The organism is Mucilaginibacter boryungensis (genome assembly GCF_015221995.1).
GTDB classification, from domain to species: Bacteria; Bacteroidota; Bacteroidia; order Sphingobacteriales; family Sphingobacteriaceae; genus Mucilaginibacter; species Mucilaginibacter boryungensis.
Map to the genome: position 1 here is coordinate 2979132 of NZ_JADFFM010000001.1, position 25279 is coordinate 3004410.

Genomic DNA, 25279 nt, shown 5'->3' on the forward strand with positions numbered 1-25279 from the left:
ATATTTAAGATAGATACGGAAAAAGCCAAAAGGTTTAAAAAGCGAAAACGATACTAAGAATTACCCTTGCTACTCACAACCTGATCGGAAGGTTCATAACCTTCCAGTGCCAAACCAATGTTAGCCAAAAAATCATTGTCTACATGATGGTCGTCGGCAGAACGCCATACTCCGCCCTTGTTTGCAATAAAGAAGCCGGAACCATTGGGATGACTAATTCTAAAACCGTGCATACCTTCAAAGTGTTCGGGCTTCGCCTGTAAATGCAATAGTGCACCAGTTGAGGGATCTTTCACTTCAATTTCCATAACCTTGTAGATTTTATGTGAGTATACCTGTAGTTAATAAATAACGTGACGAACATCCTAATGTTATAAAATATCATACCGATTTAATTATTAAACCCCTCATTTTAATAAACAATATTTAACTTAGCACCTATACCTATAAGTCATGTTAAAATTAAACTCTATTAAAGCACTACCAGTGCTGGCATTATTGCTGCTATTCCAATTAACCGTTTTTGCCAAACCAACTCCATATTATTACCAGCTAAAAGTTTACCACTTGAAAGGTAAAACTCAGCAGGATATGGTTGACAATTATCTGCAAAATGCCTACATCCCCGCCCTGCACCGCGGAGGCATACCAGCGGTTGGTGTATTTAAACCGTTGGTGGCGGATACTGCCGAACAATTGGTGTATGTGTTTATCCCGTTTAAAAAAATAGATGCTTTTTTAGAACTGGATGCGACACTTACCAAAGACCAGCAATACCAGGAGGCCGGTAAAGATTACCTGAACGCGGTTTACAATCATGCCCCTTACCTGCGTATGGAAAACATCCTGATGAAAGCCTTCCGCGCCGTACCCGAATATCATATACCTAAACTTACTGCGCCAAAAAGCGAACGGGTTTATGAACTGAGGAGTTATGAAAGCGCCACAGAAAATATAGCGCTAAATAAAATGAACATGTTTAACGATGCCGAGATCTCCATTTTTACCAATCTAAACTTTAACGCGGTGTTTTATGGTCAGGTAATAGCGGGCAGCCACATGCCTAACCTGATGTATTTAACCACATTTGAAAACAAGGCCGACCGCGATAAGCACTGGGCAAATTTTGGGCCTGAATATAAAAAGATAAGCACCCTGCCCAAATACCTTAATAACGTATCGAAAAACGTGACGCTGTTTGTACGGCCTACCGATTACTCTGACATATAATTATAAACACCCATGAAATTAAAATTCACTGCTGCTATTTTTTGCGGCATCGCGCTATTAGCTATGGCATTTACATTTAAAAGCACCATACCCGGTAATCCCTATCCTAAATTTATAAAGGTTGGTCACCGTGGCACGCGCGGGTTAATGCCCGAGAACACCATTATAGCTATGACCAAAGCCGTAGAGTTGGGCGCCGATATGGTGGAGATGGATATACACATTACCCGAGATGGCCAGATATTGGTTTATCATGATGAATCGTTCGATCCTACGTATACCCTGATGCCAGATGGCACCGAGATCAATAAAGCGGAACGGAAAAAGTATACGTTTTATCAAATGAACTACGATGATATTAAGCCATTTATCATCGGCAAAAAGCCTTATCCGGCCTATCCAAAACAACAGCTTATCCCAACCTATACCCCACTGTTAGGCGAGCTGATAGATTCGGTTGATCATTACACCAAAGTAAACCACCTGAAAAGTGTGCGTTATCTGGTAGAGATCAAATCGAACGAAAAAACGGATGGCTTCGACCAGCCCGCGCCAGAGGAATTTATTGACCGACTGATGAAAGTATTGAAATCGAAAAAACTGGGTGACAGACTCATTATCCAGTCGTTTGATATGCGGCCGCTACAGGTATTACATAAAAAACACCCTAACATTGCCTTGGGTTTCCTTACCGATGACAAAACCGCTACCCTAAGCGATAACCTGGCCAAGCTTGGCTTTAACCCGACTTTTTATAACCCTTACAAAGGTTTGGTTACCCCTGAAATGATTGATAAGTGCCATCAATCGGGTATGCTGATTATGCCGTGGACAGTAAACGACCTGGCTGAAATGAAAAAGATAAAAGCTATGGGCGTAGATGGGATAATCACCGATTATATTAATGAGTTGGCGGGGTTGTAGTTGAAATGATCTAAAAATAGAAACCCTTCGATTCGAAAATCGAAGGGTTTCTATTTTTATTCTTCCCGGGTTTATCCCTTATCTGTTATAAGATATTATTTCTTTTCTGCCAAGGTGTACTTCCCCCAAAAATCTGTCGGGCTTAGCATACCCATAATATCGCCCATGCTGCGTGGCATACCGCCACTCATTCCACCGCCGCCCATACTCATTCGAGGGGAGCCTACCACGACGGTTTGGGCGCCGACAACCCTATCACCACCACCACCCATGGCACCATCAGATGCGTGAACCATATCACCATCTATCCTTGCAGCGCGCATCATAGCATTAACATCTATGCCGTTCAGCTTCACGTTGTAGGCAAATGGCGAACCGGTTTTAATGTTCATCACCTTCAACGGCACAGCCATTTCGATGATCAGGCTGCCTTTAGCATCAAAATCAACGTACCCTTTAATACCGTATTCGTTATAAACTGATATCACACTATCGGGGATATCTTTAAAGCCTATCAGCTTAATTTCTTTAAAAGTACTTACCACTTTTTTGCGCATGCCCGCAATAGCGGCCGAATCTGGCGCCTGGTTTGGGTTGCCGCCGCCTGTACGCATACCCTGCATCATGGTGCTGCGTAAATTAGCATAGTTTATTAGTGGGAATATCAGCACAAAAGCATCTTTATCACTTTTTTTGTCAGCGGTATTGATAGTCAGGTTCACACCGCCAGCAATGATCTTGTTACTATTCATCGGGTCAACCGATTTCAGGACAAAATATAAATTATCCCTATCGTTTGCCACGGTATAAAAAACGTTGATATTTTTATTAAAAGCCTGGTAGGTATCGTTCCATTCCAATGTTTTGCCATCAACTTTAATATTGGCTGGCGCCCATACACTGGCTTCTTGCGTGCCTGGCAATTTTTGTGCAAATGCGGAAAGGCTTAATAGCCCTAACAATAGCGCGCTAAATGTTCTTTTATTCATTCTGGGTATTTCAATAGTTGATCAGGAAATCTAAGATATACGTAAATATCCGTATTTTATTATCAGACTATTAAAAAGCGATATTGTTACGCCAGTGCTTGTGTAAAATCACTGATCAGATCATCGGTATCTTCTATTCCTACCGAAAGGCGGATCATCGAGTCAGGAATACCCATCTCAGCCCTGCGTGCGGCACCCAGCTCAAAAAAGATGGTATGCGCTACAGGGATAGCCAACGTACGGGTATCGCCCAGATTACTGCTTTTTATTACCAAGTGCAATCGGTTAAGGAACGCAAACAGGTCAACGCTTTCTTTCAGCGCAAAACTCATTAACCCGCCATAGCGGCTAAATAGTTTAGTTGCCAATTCATGCTGCGGGTGGCTTTCCAGGCCAGGGTAATAAACTTTATCAACCAACGGATGGTTCTCTAAAAACCTGGCCAGCGCTACTGCATTACTGCAGGCCCTGTCTAATCTTAATGCCAAAGTTTCTGCCCCTACCGATAACGAATGGGCCGCTTCGGGCGCCAGGGTACCGCCAGCATCGCGCAAGCCGCGTTTGCGTATTTGCGACATCCCCTGCATAGCAGGTTTTATAGATTCGCGCAATATAGGGGCAATATTTGGGTAAGCAGTCCAATCAAACAAACCAGTATCTGTTATACTACCACCCAAAGCGTTTGCATGGCCGCCAATATATTTGGTTAATGAATTGATAATTAAGCTTGCCTTAACTTTTACCGGCTGAAACAGGTAAGGCGATGTCATGGTATTATCTACCACATAAATCAAACCTTTCTCATTGCAAAACTCTCCTATTGCTTCCAAATCGGCTACCTGGGTAGCAGGATTAGCAATGGTTTCTACAAAAACCATGAGGGTGGTTGCTTTATAAGCTGCTTTTATGTTATCTACAGACGTAGCATCTACAAAATCAATATCAATGCCCATATCCATATACGTTTGCATAATGCTGCGGCTATTACCAAACAGGTACGAACTGGCAATTATATGGTCGCCGCCCTTTATTAAGGCGGTAATCATGGCACTGATAGCTGCCATCCCGGTTGAAAACCCGATGCTGGCCATCCCGTGCTCCATTTGCGTAACCTTATGCTCTAACGCTGTTACGGTTGGGTTACCCTGTCTTGAATAGGCGTAACCTTTTGTTTTATTCTGAAAAACATCAACCAAGCCCTGCACATCATCGAAACCCCAGGTAACCGCGGTGTGTATAGGCTGGTGCAAAGCGCCGTGCTCTGGCTTTAACAATCTGTCGGAGTGTAGTATGGTGGTGGTAAATCCTTTTTTGCTGCTCATTGGTATCTGTTTCAAAATGGCAAACTTATACTTAATTTTAAATAAATAAGTTAAGAATGTTAAATTTCTGAATAAATGACAGGAATGTTTATTTTTGACCCGGACACTAAGCAAAATCATGGTTAAATTATTTGTAGGTGGTATACCACTGGACACTACCGAAATGGATCTGGCGCAATTAATAAGCCCGCATGCCACAGTTTGCACCATACAGATCATTCGTGATAAAATGACGAAAAAATTAAAGGGATATGCCTTTGTAGAAGTAGCAAGCCGTGAAGATGCAGATCAGGCCATTGAAGCGTTGGACGGCACCCCTATGGGCGATCGTGAGCTAACCTTGAATATTGCCCCCGATAAACCCAAAACTGCTCCCCCTCCCCCTCGTAAATATGTGAAACTGGAAAGGCCACAGCCCGGTGAGTTTATAAAAAAGAAACGGCCAAGAAAAGAATTATAACTATTGTCAAAGCGGTTTAAAGGCCGGAAAAGTTTTAATAATACTATAAACGAAGGATTGCTGAGTGCTAAGCTGACACAAGACCTAACTTTATTTTATGGTATTTGATAATTTTTCCCTAAGCTTAACCCCAATATTATTGATTTTTTTTAGGTATCTATGAAATTCATTAATGGGCTTTACATCGCGCCAGGCCGTAAGTTTTTTATAATGTTCAAATAGCTCCAGATAGTGCTGATTATAGGTATAAGTACGGTAAATAGGTTTCCGCCCAATAAAATGCACAATGCCGGGATCGTTTAAATTGTCTGAGGCAAATGCGTTCCAGCGTGGATGTAGCTCGGTCCATTTCTCAGCTAAAATGATATTCAGTCCGTATTGATCAGGGTAATTGGCAAATTTTATATTCTTTTTAATGGTATCAAGTACGCGCTGGGGGATTTTCTGCTCTATCCATTTTGGGATATCTATTAGCAATAAACCTGTATTAAAGTATTTGGTTTGGGGTTTAAAGCCCAATTCTTTATAATTCAATACCCCCCCCCAGGGGTTGTCAAACGTAAGTAAACGCGGATCTTGCACAGCCCCTATGGTGTCATCGCCAATATCAATATGGTAAAGCTTACTAATATCGTCGAGCACTAACATGTCTGTATCCATGTATAATGCTTTTTTTGTACCCACAGGGAACAAACTACCAACAAATAAACGCATATAAACGATAAGCGAAAAAGAAGTATGATCTATAGGTAATTTTATAGCTGGCGGTAAGACATCCTTCATATTAATCCACCGGATCTCAATTATATCCGGATTTAACGACATTTCTACCTTACGCTGACTACCCGCCTTAACCTTATCACATATTACAACGACATGTATCTTCGCGGGTGTTTTATGATTAACTTCTATTGATTTCAGTAATACTGCCAGCATTATCATGTAATGCTCATCGGTGCTAAGAAGTATCGAGATGGTATTTTGTGTTATTCTCATCGGATTTTTAGCGGTTGAATTGTTTTTTAAAAAATCTTAGCAGGATAACATAGGCGGAGTATAAGGTATTATTTACAATAGTGTGGATTTTTCATGAATGAATAATGAAGGTGATTATCGATCTAACGTCTTCGAACATGTTACTTAATTCGTAAGTTAAAAAAAAGAATACAGCATAAAATATTTGAGGCTTTTTTTGGCCATATAAATATATACTTTCTGCTTTATATAACAGCCACTTGTCGGCGCAAATAATCATCGTAACACAAATGCCGATAAAAGCGCCGAAAATAACATCGGAAGCCCAATGGTAACACAAATAAACCCGGGAAAAAGTAACAAACACTGTTGTATATACAAAAGCTGCTATTCCAATTCTGCGGTTAACTAAAAACAACCCTGTACAAATGGAATAAAACAGTACGGCATGGTCGCTGGGCATTGAAGTTAATTTATCTACGACTATTTTTTCAGCGCTAACAGGCAGTTTTAAATGGAGACCGGGGTAGTCGACCGGCCTTATCCGGAAAGGGGTTGATAAGACGATGACCCTACCTATAAAGATTGCTACGAAATTTGAAAATAGCGCCAATAACATTTTTGCCTTTGTTCTAACTTCGTTTTGGTTCCGGGGTAAAAACCAAAGCCACCAAAAAACAACCATCATTATACCTCCTTTTAAGAAACTGTTGTCTGCTATAAAAACAATCAATCTATCCGCAAAGGCGCTTTTACGTGAAAACTGTTGAAAAAAATGGAGTACACCTAAATCGAAGGGGTTCACATCTGGGCGTTTCACCAGTTCATTTGATTTATGCTGTGCAGTTAAGGTATCATTGGCCTTAACAATAATGCTTGCCCGGGCGCTTAATATTGTTAAATAAACAATGAATAAAATTGAAAAAAGCCGGAATGCTTTCATGTGGGTGGTTAGGGGTTTACGTTACCTTAAAAGTAATAAACATTTTAAGAATATGCCCTTTATTATAATAAAGTCTATTAATAAATAAGTTCGATAAACTTTCGTGATATAAACACATAGTGTAGATGAATAGCTAATTTTATCGATAAACAAGCGGTCATTCCATGCAAACTCGTGAAATTGTGATGGCAGTAACCTCCTGAAGCATTATTTGCAAAGGCTATATAAATTATAAAAGCTACAAGCCTGGCGGATATCGAAATATCTGTAATTCAAAAAAAATAGCCAGAAATTATCTCGCATAATTTCTGGCTATAATTAACTATTTAACTGTCTTATTATTAAACTATTGATTAATAATTTAATTTCGACATTTCTCCGTGAAACAATTAAAATCAATAATTGTTTTAAACAATTATAAAAAAAAGTCGTTACGATTAATAAACAGACGTATAAGTCCGATAATGTGAAATTTATTTGCACTTAAAGAAAATTCAAATAAGTTTACATTTCATAGTGCAATTTAACTATTAACTAACTGATCATTTTATGAAAAAAATTCTACTATGGAATTTGTGCATCCTATTATTTGCCATAAATGGCGCATATGCACAATCCCATGTCGTGACCGGGAAGGTTACGGCTAAATTAGACGGCATGCCGCTGCCAGGCGTAACCGTAACTGTAAAAGGAACAACTACCGGAACCCAAACCAACAGTGACGGACGATACACTATTAATGCTCCGAATGGCGCACAATTAACCTTCAGTTTTATTGGATACACCTCCCAAACACTAACTGTAAGCGGTAATGTTATGGATGTTGTACTTGCCGAATCAACCCAGCAATTGGGCGAGGTAGTGGTTACAGGTGCATTAGGTATTACCCGAACCCGCAATCAGCAGGCTTATGCCGCGCAACAGGTGGCAGGCGATGAAGTAAGCAAACAGCGTTCATCTAATTTTGTTACAGGCTTATCGGGTAAGGTAGCGGGGTTAGAGATCCGTCAAAACAACACGGTTGGTGGTTCAACTAACGTTGTACTACGTGGGTATAAATCTATTACTGGTAATAACCAGGCGCTTTTTGTAATTGATGGCGTACCTATTGGCAATACCAACACTAATGGTACCGACCAGCAAACAGGTGGCGGTGGTTACGATTACGGTAGCCCTGTGTCTGATATTAATCCCGATGATATCGAAAGTGTTACTGTGCTCAAAGGCGCGGGCGCAACAGCATTATATGGCTCGCGGGGCAGCAACGGTGTAATTTTAATAACTACAAAAAAGGCAAAAAAAGGTCTGGGTATTTCCCTTAATTCAACAGTTACACTAAGCGAAATTGACCGCTCAACATTCCCGCAATATCAAAAGCAATACGGTGGCGGTTATGCCAAATATTTTAACAGCGGCGATATCTTCGGTAAAACAGGGGTAGATGTGGCCCCTACCGCAGACGATGCGTCAAACGGTACAGAATTTGACCCCAACCTACTGATTTACCAATGGGATGCCTTCGACCCGACATCCCCTAATTATGGGAAACCTACACCATGGGTTGCAGCGGCTAACGACCCAAGCACTTTCTTTATTAAGCCAATTTCAACTATACAAAGTTTAATGGTAACCAATGGCGGCGATAACGGCAGCTTTAAATTGGGCTATACTAAAAGCATAGACAGGGGCACCATCCCTAACAGCAAGCTTGATAAAAATTTGGTTGATTTTGCAGCTACTTATAATATTACCCCAAAACTTACAGTGGGGGCGAATATTAACTTCTTTAACACTAATGGCACAGGCCGGGGTGGCACCGGTTACGACGGAAATAACTCAGATAACCGTAACGTAATTACCGGCTTCAGACAGTGGTGGCAAACAAACGTGGATATTAAGGAGTTAAAAGCGGCCTACGATAGAACGCATGCTAACGTATCCTGGAATATGGCCGACCCGGCAAACGGAGTAACTTTCCCTGCGTTCTGGAATAACCCCTACTGGGTGGTTGATCATAACTATGAAAGTGATACTCGTAACAGGTACCTGGGTAATATTAATGCCAGCTATAAACCCCTGTCATGGTTAACCATAACTGGCAGGATATCTTTAGATACCTATGCCGAATTACAGCAAGAACGGTATGATGTTGGCAGTATTGGTGTACCATACTATTCAAGGTATAATCACAATTACTCGGAAACCAACTACGATTTGCTTGTTAACATGAATAAAGATATTGCCACAAACCTTAATTTAAAGGCATTGTTGGGTACAAACATCCGTAAGAATAATGAGAATGCCATTACGGCCAGCACAAATGGCGGACTGATCATCCCGGGGCTATATTCGTTATCTAATTCATTAAATGCACCTTTAGCGCCAACAGAGTTTGATGGCCGCAAGGAAGTAGATGGCTATTTTGCCGGCGCTACATTAACATGGAAAAACATGATTACCGTAGATGGTACTATCCGGAGAGATCAATCGTCTACCCTACCAGCATCCAATAATACTTATTATTACCCCTCGGTTTCGGCAGGGTTTACGTTTTCAGAACTGTTGAAGAATTATACCTGGTTGTCGTACGGCAAAATAAGGGCAAGTTACGCACAGGTTGGTAGCGATGCACCATATCATAGTATACTTGATACTTATACCATCCTGCCCCCTATAGGTGCCAACCCGCAAACAGCTGCAAGCACCACTAAAAACAATCCTGATTTAAAACCAGAGCAAACTAAAAGTAAAGAGATAGGGTTGGAACTATCTTTCTTTAACAACCGCTTAGGTTTTGATGGTACTTACTATGTAACCAATACATTTAATGAAATTTTGCCGGTAAATGTATCCAGTACTACCGGTTATAATTATAAGTATTTGAATGCTGGCTCCGTACAAAATAAAGGTGTCGAGCTTTCATTAAACGGCACCCCTATTAAATCAAAGTCGTTTAGCTGGAAGGTGATGTTAAACTTTACCGCATCGCGTAATACAGTTACTTCATTGTTTAAAGATGCCACGGGTAATGAAGCAAGTAACCTGCAATTGGCCAGTTTCCAAAACGGCGAATCGCTTAACGCGCCATTGCATGAGGCATTTGGCACCATCCGGGGTACCGATTTTGTTTATGATGCCAACGGCAATAAAATTGTTGGCCCCGACGGGCAATATCTGATCAGCGATAACAATAATATAAACCTTGGTAACATTAATCCAAATTGGACCGGCGGTATCAATAACAGCTTTTCTTACAAAAACTTATCATTAAGTTTCCTTATAGATATACGCAAGGGCGGTTCGGTATTCTCTAACGACCTGGCTTATGGTTTAGCTGATGGTATTTATCCATTAACTGCTTACTTAAATGATCTGGGCAAACCTGTACGTAACTCGCTTACCGATGGTGGCGGTTTTATCCGCCCGGGCGTTACACAAACCGGACAGCCAAACACTGTAAGGGTTAGCGGCGAAAATTATGGCGATTTTGGTGATGGTGCAGGCTTGCTGCCACTTAAGGAGTTTGTATATGATGCAAGTTATGTTAAACTACGCGAAGCTATAATAGGTTATTCATTACCTAAAAGTTCATTGCGTAAGCTTGGCCCTGTTAAAGACGTAACGTTCCAGCTTATTGGTCGTAATTTGTGGATCATCCATAAAAACATTCCGTATGCCGACCCGGAAGATGGCTTAAGTGCTGGTAACCTGCAAGGTATACAAGAAGGATCGTATCCGGCTACCCGCACGTTTGCCCTTAATTTAAAAGTAACTTTTTAACATTACTGAGATGAAAAAAACAGCATATATTTTTGTACTGATGTTGATACTTTCAGCATGTACAAAAGATTTAACATCGTTAAATGTCGACCCGAAAAACCCTGCGTCGGTACCATCGTTCAGCCTTTTTACAGAAGCCGAGCGGTCAATGGCGAATACGCTTACCTCGTCAAGCGTTAACTTAAATATATTCAGGCTAATTGAACAGCAATGGACTGAAACTACGTATCTGAATGAAACCCGGTACCAGCTACCATCGCGTAACCAGCCCGATAATATTTGGAGCGCATTATATACCGGCGCTTTAGCCAACTATCAGCAGGCTAAAACTAAGCTGGTTACGGATGTAACCGATGCTGGTACCCAGAAAAACGAGACGGCGATTATTGATATCTTACAAGTGTATACATACTTTTATTTGGTTACAACCTATGGTAATGTACCCTACTCTCAGGCTTTAGATATTAATAATCCGTTCCCTAAATACGATGATGCCAAAACCATTTATAATGACCTTTTGGCCCGCTTAGATAAGGACATTGCAGCGCTTAACCCTTCTGCCGGCAGCTTTGGCGATGCGGATCTGATTTATAAAGGGGATTCTGCCGCCTGGAAAAAATTTGCCAATACACTTAAATTAAAAATGGGGCTGGTTATTGCCGATTCTGACAATGCTAAAGCGCAGTCAACGGTTCAATCGGCAGTCGCTGGTGGTGTCTTTACATCAAATGCTGATAATGCCACGTTTAAATACGTATCATCTCCCCCCAATACTAATCCTATTTGGGTTGACCTTGTGCAAAGCCAAAGACACGATTTTGTAGCAACATCAGAGTTTTTAAGTTATCTTAAGCCAAATACCGCCAACCAGGACCCCCGGCTACCTTACTTTTTTGCACAAAGCAGTAATGGTGTATATGCCGGTGCGCCAAATGGATCAGGGAACGGAGGGCTTGTGTTTAGCCAATACTCGCTTCCTTCAGGGCCATTGTTAACCCCAGGCTCCATCGGGTCGTTAACTAATCCCGATTTCCCAGGCTTATTATTAGATTATTCAGAAACAGAATTTAACCTGGCCGAAGCAGTGCAGCGTGGTTATATTACCGGCAGCGTAGCAGCACACTATAACAGTGGTGTTACCGCTTCAATAACCTATTGGGGGGGTACAGCAGCCCAGGCGGCAACCTATTTACTACAGCCGGATGTTGCTTATCTTACCGCAAGCGGCACCCCGTTGCAAAAGATAGCGCGCCAGGAATATGTAGCCTTATACAACAGAGGTTGGGATGCCTGGATATTGACCCGCAGACTGGATTATCCGGTGTTGCTTAAGCCTGCAAAAGCCTACACCGACTTTCCAGTGCGCTTTACCTATCCTGTTAGCGAGCAAAACGTGAATGTTACTAATTATACCCAGGCATCATCAGCTATTGGTGGTGACGATGTAACTACAAAGCTTTTCTTTGACAAGTTTTAACTTATCTATTACCACAAAAAAGAGCTGCCGGGAATGGCGGCTCTTTTTTTTATAATGAACCATAAAAAAAGCTCCTTAGATTTCTCTAAGAAGCTTTGCTGTGGTACCAACTGGGATCAAACCAATGGCACAAGGATTTTCAGTCCTTCGCTCTACCATCTGAGTTACGGTACCGTCGACCATACATCGATTTGAAAATAGTCATTTTGGCTGTATTTGAACAGTTCCCATATCCATTATAGGGAGTTATAAATAGGTGAATACACCCGAAAAATACCGTGTTTTCACCGTAACTTTTTAATATACTCAATGTATAACTTGCAATATAAACCTATAATTAACTGTTTAACTATGCTGACCTTTCACCAATACGGCAATACTGATGCCGCAATTATCAATTTATTAAAAGAATTAGGTATTCGGGTTAGTTCTAAGGATGTGAGCAGTGAACTGGAAAAGCATCCTGATAACCCCAGTATGTTGGCAATAAGCGATGTACTTGATTGGTTTCAAATACCTAATGCTGCTTATAAAGTAGAGACAAACAAAATCACGGATGTTCCTACTCCTTTTATAGCTTATACCAAACGAAATAATGATTTTGTAACTGTTAAGAAAATTGAAAGTAACAATGTCATCCTCGCTGACAATAAACGAAGCAACTACAAACTACCGATAGATGAGTTTAAAAATAACTTTAATGGGGTTGTCTTAGTGGCCGAGGTGCCCGAGCAAGGTAAATTTCGCGAACAACCCGTGCTTGATTCATTTGGTGTTTATAAATCGCCTGTTGCTATTGTCGGTTTAACTATAGCGTTTATAACTACATTGTTATTCCGCACTAATTATTTAAACAATTTAAATTGGCAAATATTAACATTGACTTTGTTCAAATCAACTGGATTGATCACTTCGGTATTATTGCTTATACAAAGTATTGATAAAAACAACCCGTTAGTACAAACACTTTGTGGTGGTGGTAGTGGTAAAACCGATTGCAATGCCATACTGACATCAAAAGCCGCTAACGTGTTTACAGGGCTTACCTGGAGCGAGGTAGGCTTTTTTTATTTTGCAGCTACGTGGCTTGCCTTATTATTTGGTGGGCAATCAACCGCCGTGCTAAACAGCTTGACCTTACTAAATATCTTCAGCTTACCTTATACAATTTACTCTATTAATTATCAAGCACGTGTAGCAAAACAGTGGTGTGTATTCTGTCTTATTATACAAGGTTTGCTTTGGCTCGAATTTATTTCCTTCGTTACCCTTTTAAAACAACCTTTCCTTCTGTCGGCAACTGCAATAGTTACCTTATTGTTTTCCGCTATAATCCCTGTTACTATATGGCTGTTATTGAAGCCCCTGTTTTTGAAGGTGCAACAATTAACCGCACTAAAAAGCCAGCTTCAAAAATTTAAATACAACCGTGAATTATTTGAAACCGCGCTAAAAGAGCAGCCTAAATATGCTATACCTTCAGACGAATGGAGCATTGTTTTAGGAAATGTTGAAGCCAGCCACATCATTACTATGGTAAGCAACCCCTATTGCCAGCCTTGCAGCCGGGCTCATGCACAAGTTGAAGAAGCGTTAAATAACCTTGGTAATATACAGGTGCGAATAGTTTTTGTAGGAAACAATATTGATGAAAAGGATAGTAAGACACGTGTGCATAGGCATTTGATGAAGTTAAACGCCTTACCTGATAAAACCATTATCAGAAGCGCCCTGCATGATTGGTATGAGCAAAAACAAAAAAATTACGACGAATGGGTCAAAGTATACCCTATTCCCTCATCTGCAAATATAAACGCTCAGTTAGCTCAACAAAAAAAATGGGTAGACATAGCCGAGATATCCGCCACTCCAACTTTACTGGTTAATGGTTATAAGCTACCCAAAAATTACCAGTTAGCTGATTTAAAATATATGCTTGAATAGCAAAAGAAATTTTCGAAAGTAAAAAACATGCACTTAATGTATACCGCCAAAATTGCCGGGGCGTGGTTACGGCAAATCCAGAAACTAAATATTCAATAAAATGGAAAAGTTTAAAAAATTAAGCCGGTCTGAAATGAAAAATGTAGCAGGGGCGGGCGATTGCCCTTACAACTGTTACGAAGTGAGCTGTTTAACAACGGGTGGATGGGTGCCTATTGCTTATGATTCTGTTTGTAATGATATAGCTTACGATAGTGTTTGTGTGAGTATGGGTTATTCGCCTGAAGTTGCCTGTGCTTGTGTATCGTCAGGCTGTTAGATAGTATTAATGTAGTATCTATCCTGTTAAAAACTAAAAGGGTACTATATTATTAAAATGTTATTAAATAATCCTTCATTAGCCGTTAGCTGTTACAAAGACTTAAACATCGTGCTATATAAACCCTTAGGCCCCTCTTTTATTAAATATATCACATAAGACAGGGGGATCTATAGTCACATATGGCTTGATAGCAGCAAAGAAACTTCTCGCGAAAGTAAAGGAGTATGCACTTTAACAATACATACCGCCCAGTTGCCGGGCGTGGTTATGGCATTTTGTTTAATATACTGTTTTTTTTATGGAAAAGTTTAATAAACTCAGCAGAACTGAGATGAAAAACGTTACTGGCGGATCTCCTTTCTACGTTACGGTCTCGTGCTACAATGGCTACTTTTATTTAGGCGATGTATGCACTGGCATGATAGAAAGCGACTGCCTTGACCAGATACCGCCTACCTTAGATGCAATGTGTGTGAATTTATATGGTTTAGGTACCGCTGATCAATCAACATGCGGAATTGGTAACTGTTAATACTCTCTTAGCTTAACAACGGGAGCATACTTAATACATTTAGCCTAAATTACCGGGGCGTGGTTACGGTAAGATTAACTTTAATATTACGTAATGGAAAAATTTAACAAACTCAGCAAAGCTGAGATGAAAAAAATCGGTGGTGGCAGTGATCATGCCTGTGATGTAGGCAGGGATTGTTCTGCTGTCGCTGGTGAATTAGCGCATTGTGCCAATGTTCCGGGTTTAAATTGTGGATGTGTCCCTGATAATAACCCCACTATATTTATTCTAACTTCGTCTTGCTTTTTAGACAACCCACCAGCTGATTAAAACCCAGTGATGTTTTAGGCAACCATTAGAAGTTATTCTGATGGTTGCCTTAAGTGCTGGCCACAATTTGGCCATAGTTAAAATTTATTGTAAGCGCAACGTTTCAAACAGCTTTAGTACATCTATTTCGACTTGTAAATTATATCGAACTTGAAATTTCCTTTTTATAAGCAACTAGACCAAATGGACTGTGGGCCAACATGTTTGCGTATGATTTGCAAACATTTTGGGCGTAATATTGCCATTCAAAAACTGCGATCGCTATGTTTTATAAACCGTGGCGGTGTTAATCTACTAGCTATTAGCGAAGCGGCTGAAAAAATTGGCTTCAGAACTAATGGCGTAAAATTGACATTAGGACAGCTTAGCCAAGTCGAGCTTCCATGCATATTGCATTGGGGCCAAAACCATTTTGTGGTATTACACAAAATTAAAAAAGAAAAATATTACGTAGCCGATCCCGGTCACGGTTTGATGGTGATTCCAGAAACTGATTTTATAAAGAAATGGTTTAGTCATAAGGACACCGAAACCGGCATAGCCTTACTTATCAGTGCCAGTCCATTATTTTATACGCGCAATGATGACAGTGAACAGCAAACTAATGTATCCTGGCTAACGATTTTGAGGTATTTTTACACCTATAAAAAACTGTTTGTACAATTAGCCTTAGGCGTGGGTACCGGTACGCTGTTGTCTCTTATTACTCCTTTTCTTACTCAAGCTATTGTCGATGTGGGGATAAACACTGGCAATATTAATTTCGTGGACCTTATACTAATAGCACAGGTAATGTTATTTATAGGGAGCACCAGTGTAAACTTTATCCGTTCATGGATATTGCTGCATATCAGCACCCGTATTAATTTGTCTATCCTTACGGATTTTCTGATTAAGCTGATGAAGTTGCCCCTGAGTTTTTTTGAAACAAAAACTACCGGAGACATTATGCAGCGGATGACTGATCAGCGCACTATCGAAAATTTTCTTACAGGTACTACACTCAATACATTGTTTTCGGTTATCAACCTCTTGGTATTTACCGTGGTATTGTTTTATTACAATTCAATAATCTTTGTGGTATCGCTTATATCTACTATGTTATATGCGGGGTGGATAATGATATTTTTGAAACGCCGTCGCCAATTGAATCATAAGCAGTTTAATAATGCAGCAAGTAACCAAAGTAACATTATAGAATTGGTAAACGGCATGCAGGAAATTAAATTGAACAATTGCGAACAACAAAAACGATGGGGCTGGGAACACATACAGGTAAAATTGTTTAAATATAAGGTGCAAACCTTATCGCTTACCCAGGTTCAGCAAGGTGGTTCGATGTTTATTAATCAGGCTAAAAATATTTTAATCACTTTTTTAAGTGTCAAAGCTGTTATAGATGGTCAGATAACCCTTGGTGGAATGATGGCTATACAATATATAGTTGGGCAAGTAAGCAGCCCTATCGAGCAAATGTTGGGTTTTGTACAATCATATCAGGACGCCAAAATCAGTCTGGAACGCCTTAACGAAATCCACCAACTTGATGATGAAGAACCGGCGGATAAATATTGGCTGCATGAGTTGCCTGTCAACAAATCTATTACGATTAAAAATCTTTTTTACCGCTATCCGGGAGTCGGTAACGACCCCGTACTGGAGGATATTAACCTTACTATTCCGCAAGGAAAAACAACTGCAATCGTAGGTATGAGTGGTAGCGGAAAAACTACTATACTTAAATTATTACTACGTTTTGACGAAGCTGAAAAAGGAGAAATAACTATTGGCAATATTCAACTAAATCAACTAAGTTTTAAAACATGGCGCAGCGCCTGCGGAACGGTAATGCAGGATGGATTTATCTTTTCGGACACGATAGAAAAAAACATAGCAGTTAGCGACGAGTTCCCCGATCCGCTTAAGCTGCAGCAAGCGATAAACATTGCCAATATTGGCGATTTTATTGCTGAACTACCTTTTGGATTAAATACCAAAATTGGCTCAACTGGAAAGGGCATTAGTCAGGGCCAGAAACAACGCTTGCTAATTGCCCGCGCTGTGTATAAAAATCCCGATTATCTATTTTTTGACGAAGCAACCAATGCGCTCGATGCCAACAATGAACGCATTATTATGGATAACTTGAAAGGCTTTTTTAATGGCAGGACAGTTGTTGTAGTAGCGCACAGGTTAAGTACGGTAAGCAATGCAGATAATATTATAGTACTGGACAAAGGACGGATCATAGAACAGGGTTCGCATCATGAATTAACCAATCAAAAGGGAGAATACTATAATCTGGTAAAAAATCAATTGGAATTGGGAATGTGATATGCAAAAAGAAGAGAGATACAATTTAACTGATGCTGCCGGCGATGGTATAAGCGTCTCTGCGCGGCAACCTGAAGTTAATAGGAAACACACAGAGGAAATACATGAGATTATTTCCAAGGAGCCTTTATGGATCGTTAGGTGGGGGATAGTGTTAGTTGCCGCTATACTTTTACTCGTTCTATCAATTGCGGCTACTATTCGTTATCCTGATACATTAAAACTCCCGTTACGTATGTCGTCGAATACAATTTCGCCTCATCAGCCAATAGCATTAGTACAAGTTACCCAGGAACACTTTTCAGCAATAAAAATAGGCCAAAAAGCGATTGTACATTTAACAGCCTTTCCTAATGACTACTATGGGCGGCTAAGTGGCTCAATTATTTCTATTAGCGAGGAACCCGATAGGCGAGGATTATTTACAGTTCAGTTAAAATTAGATACTACAACCTTGAAACCCCCATTTAAATTACAAAGTTGGATGACTGGAAAGGCTGAAATCATAACCAATGATGTAACTCTTTTACAACGTATATATCGCAATTTAGTTAAGATATAATGGGATTTATTTCAGACACGTTTACCTGTTTATGTTATAAAAGGTTAGCGTTGTCCCCACAGCAAATAACACTCTTATAACTACTATTAATACACCTTATAAAACAAACGTAGAGGAGATATAGTAAAAGTCAGAAGAATTTATGCGCCAATAGTGCGCCAAACAGACATTAAATACTTTAAGAACGACACAGTAAGTAATGAAATGTTTCGAAAAACCAACTGAAGTCAAATTTAATTAACCCGAATTATCAACAAAAGCATAGAGAGGTAAACGATTAATTTAGAGCATAAAAAAGCTCCTTAGATTTCTCTAAGAAGCTTTGCTGTGGTACCAACTGGGATCGAACCAGTGACACAAGGATTTTCAGTCCTTTGCTCTACCATCTGAGCTATGGTACCGCCCGTTTTGGGATTGCAAATGTAGTTTGTTTTTTTGTTTTTTAAAACTTTTTTAAAGATAATTATTACTTATTCCTTCATCTTTCCTGTAATTATTTAAAAACGTGCAAGATACCCCGGTAAATTTCTTCAAATTATTTTTAACCATTTTAAATTATCCTTTATCATCCTAACATCTTTATTATTTTACCCTCATAATAAAAACTAATTTTCTACTTTAGCTTTAAATACTATGCATGCATAATGGTAGGACAAATTATATTCATCATCATTCTGGGCTTTGCCATTTATCTTTTTAGTAAGAACGCGGGTAAAATACGCCGGAACATTTTATTGGGTAAAGATACCGATCGCAGCGACAACCCTGCCCTACGCTGGAAAATCATGGCCAAAATAGCTTTAGGTCAAACTAAAATGGTAAAACGGCCTGTCGCTGCAATTATGCACTTTTTTATCTACGTTGGTTTTATCATTATCAACCTTGAAGTGCTGGAGATCATGATCGATGGTATCTTCGGGTCGCACCGTATCTTCAGCAAACCCCTGGGCAGCCTGTACGGCTTATTAATTGGCGGTTTCGAGATATTAGCCATTCTGGTATTAACCGCGTGCGTGGTTTTTCTGTGCCGTCGCAATATTCTGCACCTGAAACGCTTTAGCGGCGTAGAAATGAAGGAATGGCCAAAATCCGACGCTAACTATATTCTTTGTATTGAGATCTTGTTAATGACGGCCTTCCTGACTATGAATGCCGCCGATTATAAATTACAATTACAGCATTTTGGCCATTATATTACTGCCGGCAGTTTCCCCGTTAGTTCGCTGATTGCCCCGCTCTTGCCTGAAAACGCACGGGTATTAGCAGGCATTGAACGCGGCTGCTGGTGGTTCCATATCATCGGGATACTGGCGTTTTTAAACTACCTGCCCTATTCAAAGCATTTTCATATTCTACTGGCTTTCCCCAATACTTATTATTCAAACCTTAACCCTAAAGGTAAATTTACCAATATGGCGTCGGTGACTAACGAAGTGAAAGCAATGCTTGATCCTTCCTTCGTTCCAGAAACTACAGCCGAAGTCGCTCGTTTTGGTGCAAAGGATGCTACCGACCTGACCTGGAAAAACCTGATGGAAGCTTACACCTGTACCGAATGCGGGCGCTGTACTTCAGTTTGCCCTGCTAATATTACGGGCAAATTACTATCGCCGCGCAAAATCATGATGGATACACGCGACCGGATTACTGAAATTGGCAATAATATTAACAAGCACGGTAAAGATTATGTTGATGAAAACGTATTATTAGACAATTACATTACCCGCGAAGAGCTTTGGGCCTGCACCAGTTGCAATGCCTGCGTAGAGGCTTGTCCGGTAAACATTAACCCGCTGGAGATCATTACCGAGATGCGCCGCTATGTAGTGATGGAAGAATCACAGGCGCCTGCCAGTTTAAACAACATGTTTGGCAACGTAGAAAACAATGGCGCTCCATGGAAATACAGCCAGGCCGATAGGTTTAATTGGGCGGAAAAATAATGTGCAGATATGCAAATGTGCGTATGTGCAAATGATTAATGAAAACATCAAATGGAAAATATAAACCCTGAAATAAATACTAATTCCGAGAACGAAATTCCGAAATCCGATATCGATTCTAATTCCGAAATCGAAAATTCGAAATCCGAAATATTAGTAGTCCCTACCATGGCCGAAATGGTAGCCCAAGGCAAAACACCCGATATTTTATTTTGGGTGGGCTGCGCCGGTAGTTTTGATGAACGCGCGCAAAAAATAACGCGCGATATCTGCAAAATACTGCAGTATGTGGGCATGAGTTATGCCGTATTGGGTACCGAAGAAAGCTGCACCGGCGACCCGGCCAAACGTACCGGTAACGAGTTTTTGTTCCAGATGCAGGCCATGATGAATATTGAGGTGCTGAACGGCTATGATGTAAAGAAGATTGTAACCGGCTGCCCGCATTGCTTTAATACCATTAAAAATGAATACCCTGGCCTGGGCGGAAACTACGAAGTGATCCACCACTCGCAATTGATACAGCAATTAATTGACGAAGGCAAACTAAAGGCCGAGGGGGGTGAAAGCTTTAAAGGCCGACGTATTACCTATCACGATCCCTGTTATCTTGGCCGCGGTAATGATGTGTACGAAGCCCCGCGCCGGTCGTTAGAGATATTGGATGCCGATCTGGTTGAAATGAAACGCTGCAAAAGCAATGGGCTATGCTGTGGCGCGGGCGGCGGGCAGATGTTCAAAGAACCCGAGCCCGGCAAAAAGGATATCAATATAGAACGGATGGAGGATATCCTGCAATCGCAGGCAAAAGTAGTAGCTGCGGCCTGCCCTTTTTGTATGACCATGTTAAGCGATGGTGTTAAGAACAGTGAAAAAGAAGGTGAGATACAAGTATTGGATATTGCCGAAATAACAGCAAGGGCAAACGGATTGTAAGCTATCTGATAATAGTTACATTTCCGGTTAAGGGGGTACTACTGTTATTGGTATTAATCACGTAATAATAGGTGCCCTGGGGTAACATTTTACCATTATAGGTACTATCCCAAGCTTTATCATATCCTTTAGATTGGAACACCAGGCTGCCAAAACGGTTGTATACACTCACATTGCAATTTGGGTAGCTAACCAGGGCCGGGATATTCCAGGTATCGTTTATGCCATCTCCATTTGGGGTAAACACGGTTGGGATGCTTACGCCTACTGCAACTGTTATTGATGCCTGCGCTTCGCACCCATCAGTATTGGTAACCACCAGGCTATAGGTAGTTGTAGTAGCAGGACTTGCAATTGGGTTAGCTTCGGTGGTGCTGCTTAAACCAGTAGCTGGCCCCCACTTGTAAGCAGCTATATTGCCTGTTGTAGTTGGAATTAATTGTGTGCTGCCGCCATGATTTATAACGATGTTCTTATCAAACTTAACGGTGGGGGGCGTGGCTGTTTTTACAATATATGGCTCACTTGTAACCGGCAACACACAGTGGCCTATATTGCCTGCCGTGCAGGTTATCTCATCCCCATCCCGCAATATGCTGCTTGTAAAAACTGGGCTATTTGTACCGGTAATACTATTGTTAACACGCCATTGATAGGTTAACGCCCCGGTTTGGTTACCCAGTGTTGCTGTAAAGCTTACCGGTTTATTTGTACACACAGGGGTTTCGCTGGCAACTATGGTTAGGGCCGGTGTTATAGACGGCTTTAAATCGGGAACTATCAAAGTATCGGTATCTGCGTAGGTTTCACAACTCCCGGCATTAGTTACTGTACAGGTAACTATATCTTTCGCCTTAAGCGTCCTGATATTCATCAAACTATCGTTGCCGCTGTTTACGCCATTAACTTTCCACTGGTAGGCGGTCATGCCTTTTACTTTTCCGGTAACCTGCGATGTAAACATATACAGATCGCCCTCGCAATCGCTGTTAGCGCTACCTGCAATAGCGATAGCAGGCTGTGGTGGCGGCCCGATGGTCAGTTCGTATTTACGCGTTATTTCTATAATGGTATGTATGGGAGGCAGATATTGACCATTTTCGTAAACGGTTTCATAACGGTCTCCGGGAAATTTGATGGTTACAAAAGTTTTTCCGCGTTTATGGATGATAAGCAATTTCCCGCTTATAGAGGCTATCGTTGTATCCTCGACGCCAATGGTTGCCGCAATTGGCAAAATCCCAATGATTGTATATTCAAATTGATGATTACAGGTATCCAATAAAGGCAATGGTTGTATTTGTGCCAAACTTTTTTGTACAAATACGTTTCCGGCCAACAGCGCCAACAAAAAAAATAGAAAACTTTTTTGCCTATGCATTACAGGTTGCCATAATTATATCGGACTGATACCTAATTTACAGCATATTTATCTTATTAATTAAATACGGGTAGTATGATTGATTATTTGGTTAATTTAGTAGATATTGATTGCATCGCTTAATAAGGCATATCCTTGTACTAACGTATAGTAGCCATTGGCGCGTTCCTGAAGTACATTAAAGCAGTGCGCAAACTATCTAATTGTTCGGGCTGGATGTTTTTAACCGGGATATTAAACGAAGTCGCCATAGAGTCGATATCCCCTTTACGGTCGTTATAGGTTTGTACAATTACATCGTCGGCACGGGTATTTATTTTAATTATCCCGGCTGCGGTGGTTCCGGAATAATCCAGATCGTTAAAGCGCCGTAACTGACATGAAAAATATTCTTGCTTGCCGTTTTGGAAAGTTTTACGCAGGCGTAAAAAATAGTCTTCAGTTATCGTTAGCTCCCACTTTTTCAGTTTTATTTCTGCAGATGGATCGTAAATATGGCTTAGGGTCAGGTTGCTCCAATTTATTATTTGCTGCGCATCAGGTGCGGTTTTAAAGCCAGCCAGCAGCATGCAGCACACAAATACGGGTAATAATCTAAAAGGTTTTTGCAGAATTGAGTTTACCATGACAACACTTATCGGTACTAAGTTAATAAAATGATAAATTTGCCCATGCAATTTTCTGAAAATTCAAGGGTATGGGTTTACCAGGCCGACAGGGAGCTATCGGCTGCCGAAACTGAGCAGATACAACAGCAACTGGACAGCTTTGCTACAGGCTGGACAGCACATAACCACCAGCTAAAAGCAAAAGCCGAGGTACGGTATAACCGTTTCCTGGTACTGATAGTAGATGAAAGCCAGGCAGGCGCCAGCGGTTGTTCCATTGATAAGTCAGTACATTTTATGCAGCATTTAGAAAAAGAATTTGGCGTTAATCTGTTCGACAGGTTTAACCTGGCTTATCGCGAGGGTGACGCCGTGGTTTCAGCCCCGCGCCATGCTTTTGAGGAGAAGATCAAGCAAAATGCCATTAACAAACAAACAATTGTGTTTAATAACATGGTTCAAAACTTAACCGAATTAAACACCAAATGGGAAGTACCGTTTAAAGATAGCTGGCATATCCAGCTGTTTGGAGATTTGGTAAACAACTAAGCAAAGCTTAACGAATTCTAAAACCCCATACCTTACAAACGGTTATGTTATAAATACCCTGTTTGTATGTTTATTATCGACCTGAATTACATTGTACCACTCGACGAGTTGGACGTCCACATGGCCGACCATGTGAAATACCTGCGCAAGTATTATCGAAAAAACATTTTTGTAGCATCGGGACGTAAAGTACCGAGAACGGGCGGCATCATTCTGGCACTGGCCGATGACGCAGCAACCATGAATAAGATCATCTGCGAGGACCCTTTCTATAAATATGAGCTGGCTGAATTTACAGTTATCGAATTTTTGACCTCGCAATATCACCCTGACCTAAAAACGTTTCTTGAGCGGTAGGTTGACCGGCAAACAATATCAAGCACAGTTGGTTAATCCATATTATTAACCAAACTTCAATTACATTGTCTATCTCTAATAAATATAAACTTATAGCAGTTTTCCTGCTGCTGTTTTTGGTATCTCCCGCCAGCGGCTTCTCTATTTTAGCGCACGAGGCTATTATTGATGCCGAGTGGGATAAACAAATAAAACCTTTATTATTAAAAAAATACCCCGGGTCAACTGAAGAAGATCTTAAAAAGGCCCACTCCTACGCTTATGGCGGTTGCATGCTGCCCGACATGGGTTATATGCCATTCGGCGATCCCCTTTTTACCAATCTACTGCACTATGTGCGCAGCGGCGAATTTGTTTCTACGCTTATTGCCGAATCTCAAAATTTAAATGACTATGCCTTCTCATTAGGTGTCCTGTCCCATTATATGGCCGATAAGTATGGCCACTCATTAGCCACCAACAAATCGGTGCCAATTTTTAATCGCAAACTAAGGGCAAAATTCGGCGATGTAGTCACCTATGCCGACGACCATATATCACACACCCGGATGGAATTTGCATATGATGTGATACAAACAGCCCGAAGCAATTATGCTACAACCGCATATCACGATTTTATTGGGTTCAACATGTCGCAACCCGTGGTTGAACGGGCGTTTGTGATAGTATATGGACAGGAGCTTAAATCGGTACTGCCCAATTTCCAGTCAAGTGTAGCTACATTCAGGTGGGGTGTGCGCGATCTTTTTCCGGCCATGATCAATAATGCCTGGAAAACCGAGCGCGATACCATCCTGAAGATAAACCCCAAGGCAACACGCAAAAATTATAGATACCGGATGCCCCGCCGCATGTTTAATAAAGAGTTTGGCAGCGATTATAAACGCCCTGACTTTAAAGCCCGGGCAGTAGCATTTGTGATTAAAGTTTTGCCGAAAATTGGCCCGTTAAAAAAGTTTAAATTCAGATATCCCGGAATTGCTTGTGAAAAACTCTTTTTAAAGAGCATGGATACTACCCTTGCTTATTACACCAGGGCGTTACAAGCCGATCCGCAAACTGTGGTTTTCAAAAACATCGACTTTGATACCGGTAAACCTACCGCGATGGCCGAATATAGCTTAGCTGACATGACTTATGACCAGTTACTGCTTAAGCTTCAGGATGATAAGTTTGCTCACCTAACGTATCCCTTACAGCAAAATATCTTAACTTATTATAACAATATTGATAGTGTAAAATTAGCGCAGGCCCCATCCGGCAACGGTAAAAAAATTTATGAAGCGCTTGATGCCCTAAAAGCTTTAAACCTCAAAAATGGAACTCAGTTTAAACCCGGTCCCGCTATTAACAGACGGTCAGCAGAAAACAAATAACTCAGCATAATAAATGGCTGCTG

The 25279-nt window shown here is 40.8% G+C and carries 23 protein-coding genes and 2 tRNA genes; 16 read left to right on the forward strand and 9 right to left on the reverse strand.

All coding sequences use genetic code 11. The features are described from left to right. Window positions 1-53: 53 nt before the first annotated feature. Window positions 54-308: a hypothetical protein gene (locus IRJ18_RS12485; RefSeq protein WP_194106530.1), complete on the reverse strand. Its 255-nt coding sequence runs from the start codon at window positions 306-308 to the stop codon at window positions 54-56. A 145-nt stretch (window positions 309-453) separates the two neighbouring features. On the opposite strand from IRJ18_RS12485, the gene IRJ18_RS12490 reads away from it, so the two are divergent. Continuing rightward, complete coding sequence (locus tag IRJ18_RS12490; RefSeq protein WP_194106531.1) at window positions 454-1230, forward strand: NIPSNAP family protein; 777 nt, start codon at window positions 454-456, stop codon at window positions 1228-1230. 12 nt (window positions 1231-1242) lie between these two features. After that, a complete protein-coding gene (locus tag IRJ18_RS12495; protein ID WP_194106532.1) occupies window positions 1243-2154 on the forward strand; it encodes a glycerophosphodiester phosphodiesterase family protein in 912 nt (303 codons plus the stop codon). Between the two features lie 95 nt (window positions 2155-2249). On the opposite strand, the gene IRJ18_RS12500 is transcribed toward IRJ18_RS12495, so the two are convergent. Together IRJ18_RS12500 and IRJ18_RS12505 are read right to left on the reverse strand one after the other, a co-directional pair. Beyond that, on the reverse strand, window positions 2250-3143 hold the full coding sequence (locus IRJ18_RS12500) for a hypothetical protein (RefSeq protein WP_194106533.1): 894 nt from the start codon (window positions 3141-3143) through the stop codon (window positions 2250-2252). 86 nt (window positions 3144-3229) lie between these two features. Continuing rightward, complete coding sequence (locus IRJ18_RS12505) at window positions 3230-4465, reverse strand: cystathionine gamma-synthase family protein (protein WP_194106534.1); 1236 nt, start codon at window positions 4463-4465, stop codon at window positions 3230-3232. 118 nt (window positions 4466-4583) lie between these two features. On the opposite strand from IRJ18_RS12505, the gene IRJ18_RS12510 reads away from it, so the two are divergent. After that, a complete protein-coding gene (locus IRJ18_RS12510; RefSeq protein WP_194106535.1) occupies window positions 4584-4925 on the forward strand; it encodes an RNA recognition motif domain-containing protein in 342 nt (113 codons plus the stop codon). Window positions 4926-5015: 90 nt separating this feature from the next. Here the strand turns inward: IRJ18_RS12510 and IRJ18_RS12515 are convergent, their stop codons facing one another. Further along, the gene (locus tag IRJ18_RS12515; protein ID WP_194106536.1) at window positions 5016-5921 is read right to left on the reverse strand and encodes a glycosyltransferase family 8 protein; all 906 of its coding nucleotides are present in this window, start codon (window positions 5919-5921) and stop codon (window positions 5016-5018) included. A gap of 91 nt (window positions 5922-6012) precedes the next feature. Continuing rightward, complete coding sequence (locus IRJ18_RS12520) at window positions 6013-6843, reverse strand: phosphatase PAP2 family protein (protein ID WP_194106537.1); 831 nt, start codon at window positions 6841-6843, stop codon at window positions 6013-6015. Between the two features lie 549 nt (window positions 6844-7392). Between IRJ18_RS12520 and IRJ18_RS12525 the strand changes: the two genes are divergently transcribed. Together IRJ18_RS12525 and IRJ18_RS12530 are read left to right on the forward strand one after the other, a co-directional pair. After that, window positions 7393-10623, forward strand: a complete 3231-nt coding sequence (locus IRJ18_RS12525) for a SusC/RagA family TonB-linked outer membrane protein (protein WP_194106538.1) — start codon at window positions 7393-7395, stop codon at window positions 10621-10623. 10 nt (window positions 10624-10633) lie between these two features. Then, window positions 10634-12100, forward strand: coding sequence for a SusD/RagB family nutrient-binding outer membrane lipoprotein (locus IRJ18_RS12530; protein ID WP_194106539.1), 1467 nt, complete (start codon window positions 10634-10636; stop codon window positions 12098-12100). A 101-nt stretch (window positions 12101-12201) separates the two neighbouring features. On the opposite strand, the gene IRJ18_RS12535 is transcribed toward IRJ18_RS12530, so the two are convergent. Further along, window positions 12202-12274, reverse strand: a tRNA-Phe gene (locus IRJ18_RS12535). A 177-nt stretch (window positions 12275-12451) separates the two neighbouring features. On the opposite strand from IRJ18_RS12535, the gene IRJ18_RS12540 reads away from it, so the two are divergent. The 6 genes from IRJ18_RS12540 (at window position 12452) to IRJ18_RS12565 (ending at window position 18106) form a co-directional block, all read left to right on the forward strand. Continuing rightward, window positions 12452-14044 carry a cysteine peptidase family C39 domain-containing protein gene (locus IRJ18_RS12540; RefSeq protein WP_194106540.1) on the forward strand — a complete coding sequence of 531 codons (1593 nt, stop codon included), beginning with the start codon at window positions 12452-12454 and terminating at the stop codon, window positions 14042-14044. A 100-nt stretch (window positions 14045-14144) separates the two neighbouring features. After that, on the forward strand, window positions 14145-14363 hold the full coding sequence (locus IRJ18_RS12545) for a bacteriocin-like protein (protein ID WP_194106541.1): 219 nt from the start codon (window positions 14145-14147) through the stop codon (window positions 14361-14363). A 334-nt stretch (window positions 14364-14697) separates the two neighbouring features. Beyond that, the gene (locus tag IRJ18_RS12550; RefSeq protein ID WP_194106542.1) at window positions 14698-14898 is read left to right on the forward strand and encodes a hypothetical protein; all 201 of its coding nucleotides are present in this window, start codon (window positions 14698-14700) and stop codon (window positions 14896-14898) included. Between the two features lie 93 nt (window positions 14899-14991). Further along, window positions 14992-15210, forward strand: a complete 219-nt coding sequence (locus IRJ18_RS12555; RefSeq protein ID WP_194106543.1) for a hypothetical protein — start codon at window positions 14992-14994, stop codon at window positions 15208-15210. A gap of 150 nt (window positions 15211-15360) precedes the next feature. Next, window positions 15361-17544: a peptidase domain-containing ABC transporter gene (locus IRJ18_RS12560; RefSeq protein ID WP_194106544.1), complete on the forward strand. Its 2184-nt coding sequence runs from the start codon at window positions 15361-15363 to the stop codon at window positions 17542-17544. 1 nt (window position 17545) lies between these two features. Continuing rightward, window positions 17546-18106: an HlyD family efflux transporter periplasmic adaptor subunit gene (locus IRJ18_RS12565; RefSeq protein WP_194106545.1), complete on the forward strand. Its 561-nt coding sequence runs from the start codon at window positions 17546-17548 to the stop codon at window positions 18104-18106. A 328-nt stretch (window positions 18107-18434) separates the two neighbouring features. Here the strand turns inward: IRJ18_RS12565 and IRJ18_RS12570 are convergent. Next, window positions 18435-18507 (reverse strand) — tRNA-Phe (locus tag IRJ18_RS12570). A gap of 243 nt (window positions 18508-18750) precedes the next feature. Here IRJ18_RS12570 and IRJ18_RS12575 point away from each other — a divergent pair. Both IRJ18_RS12575 and IRJ18_RS12580 read left to right on the forward strand, forming a co-directional pair. Then, window positions 18751-20049 carry a (Fe-S)-binding protein gene (locus tag IRJ18_RS12575; protein WP_194106546.1) on the forward strand — a complete coding sequence of 433 codons (1299 nt, stop codon included), beginning with the start codon at window positions 18751-18753 and terminating at the stop codon, window positions 20047-20049. A gap of 168 nt (window positions 20050-20217) precedes the next feature. After that, window positions 20218-20985 (forward strand): (Fe-S)-binding protein, encoded by a 768-nt coding sequence (locus IRJ18_RS12580; protein WP_194106721.1) that lies wholly within the window; start codon window positions 20218-20220, stop codon window positions 20983-20985. A 1-nt stretch (window position 20986) separates the two neighbouring features. On the opposite strand, the gene IRJ18_RS12585 is transcribed toward IRJ18_RS12580, so the two are convergent. Next, on the reverse strand, window positions 20987-22294 hold the full coding sequence (locus IRJ18_RS12585; RefSeq protein WP_194106547.1) for a gliding motility-associated C-terminal domain-containing protein: 1308 nt from the start codon (window positions 22292-22294) through the stop codon (window positions 20987-20989). A 212-nt stretch (window positions 22295-22506) separates the two neighbouring features. Continuing rightward, entirely contained in the window at window positions 22507-22992 is a 486-nt protein-coding gene (locus IRJ18_RS12590) for a hypothetical protein (RefSeq protein WP_194106548.1), read from the reverse strand. 30 nt (window positions 22993-23022) lie between these two features. On the opposite strand from IRJ18_RS12590, the gene IRJ18_RS12595 reads away from it, so the two are divergent. From IRJ18_RS12595 to IRJ18_RS12605, 3 genes are all read left to right on the forward strand, one after another. Beyond that, window positions 23023-23523 (forward strand): ABC transporter ATPase, encoded by a 501-nt coding sequence (locus tag IRJ18_RS12595; protein WP_228072723.1) that lies wholly within the window; start codon window positions 23023-23025, stop codon window positions 23521-23523. Window positions 23524-23589: 66 nt separating this feature from the next. Next, window positions 23590-23880, forward strand: a complete 291-nt coding sequence (locus tag IRJ18_RS12600) for a YciI family protein (protein ID WP_194106549.1) — start codon at window positions 23590-23592, stop codon at window positions 23878-23880. Between the two features lie 65 nt (window positions 23881-23945). After that, entirely contained in the window at window positions 23946-25256 is a 1311-nt protein-coding gene (locus tag IRJ18_RS12605; protein ID WP_194106550.1) for a zinc dependent phospholipase C family protein, read from the forward strand. Window positions 25257-25279: the final 23 nt, after the last annotated feature.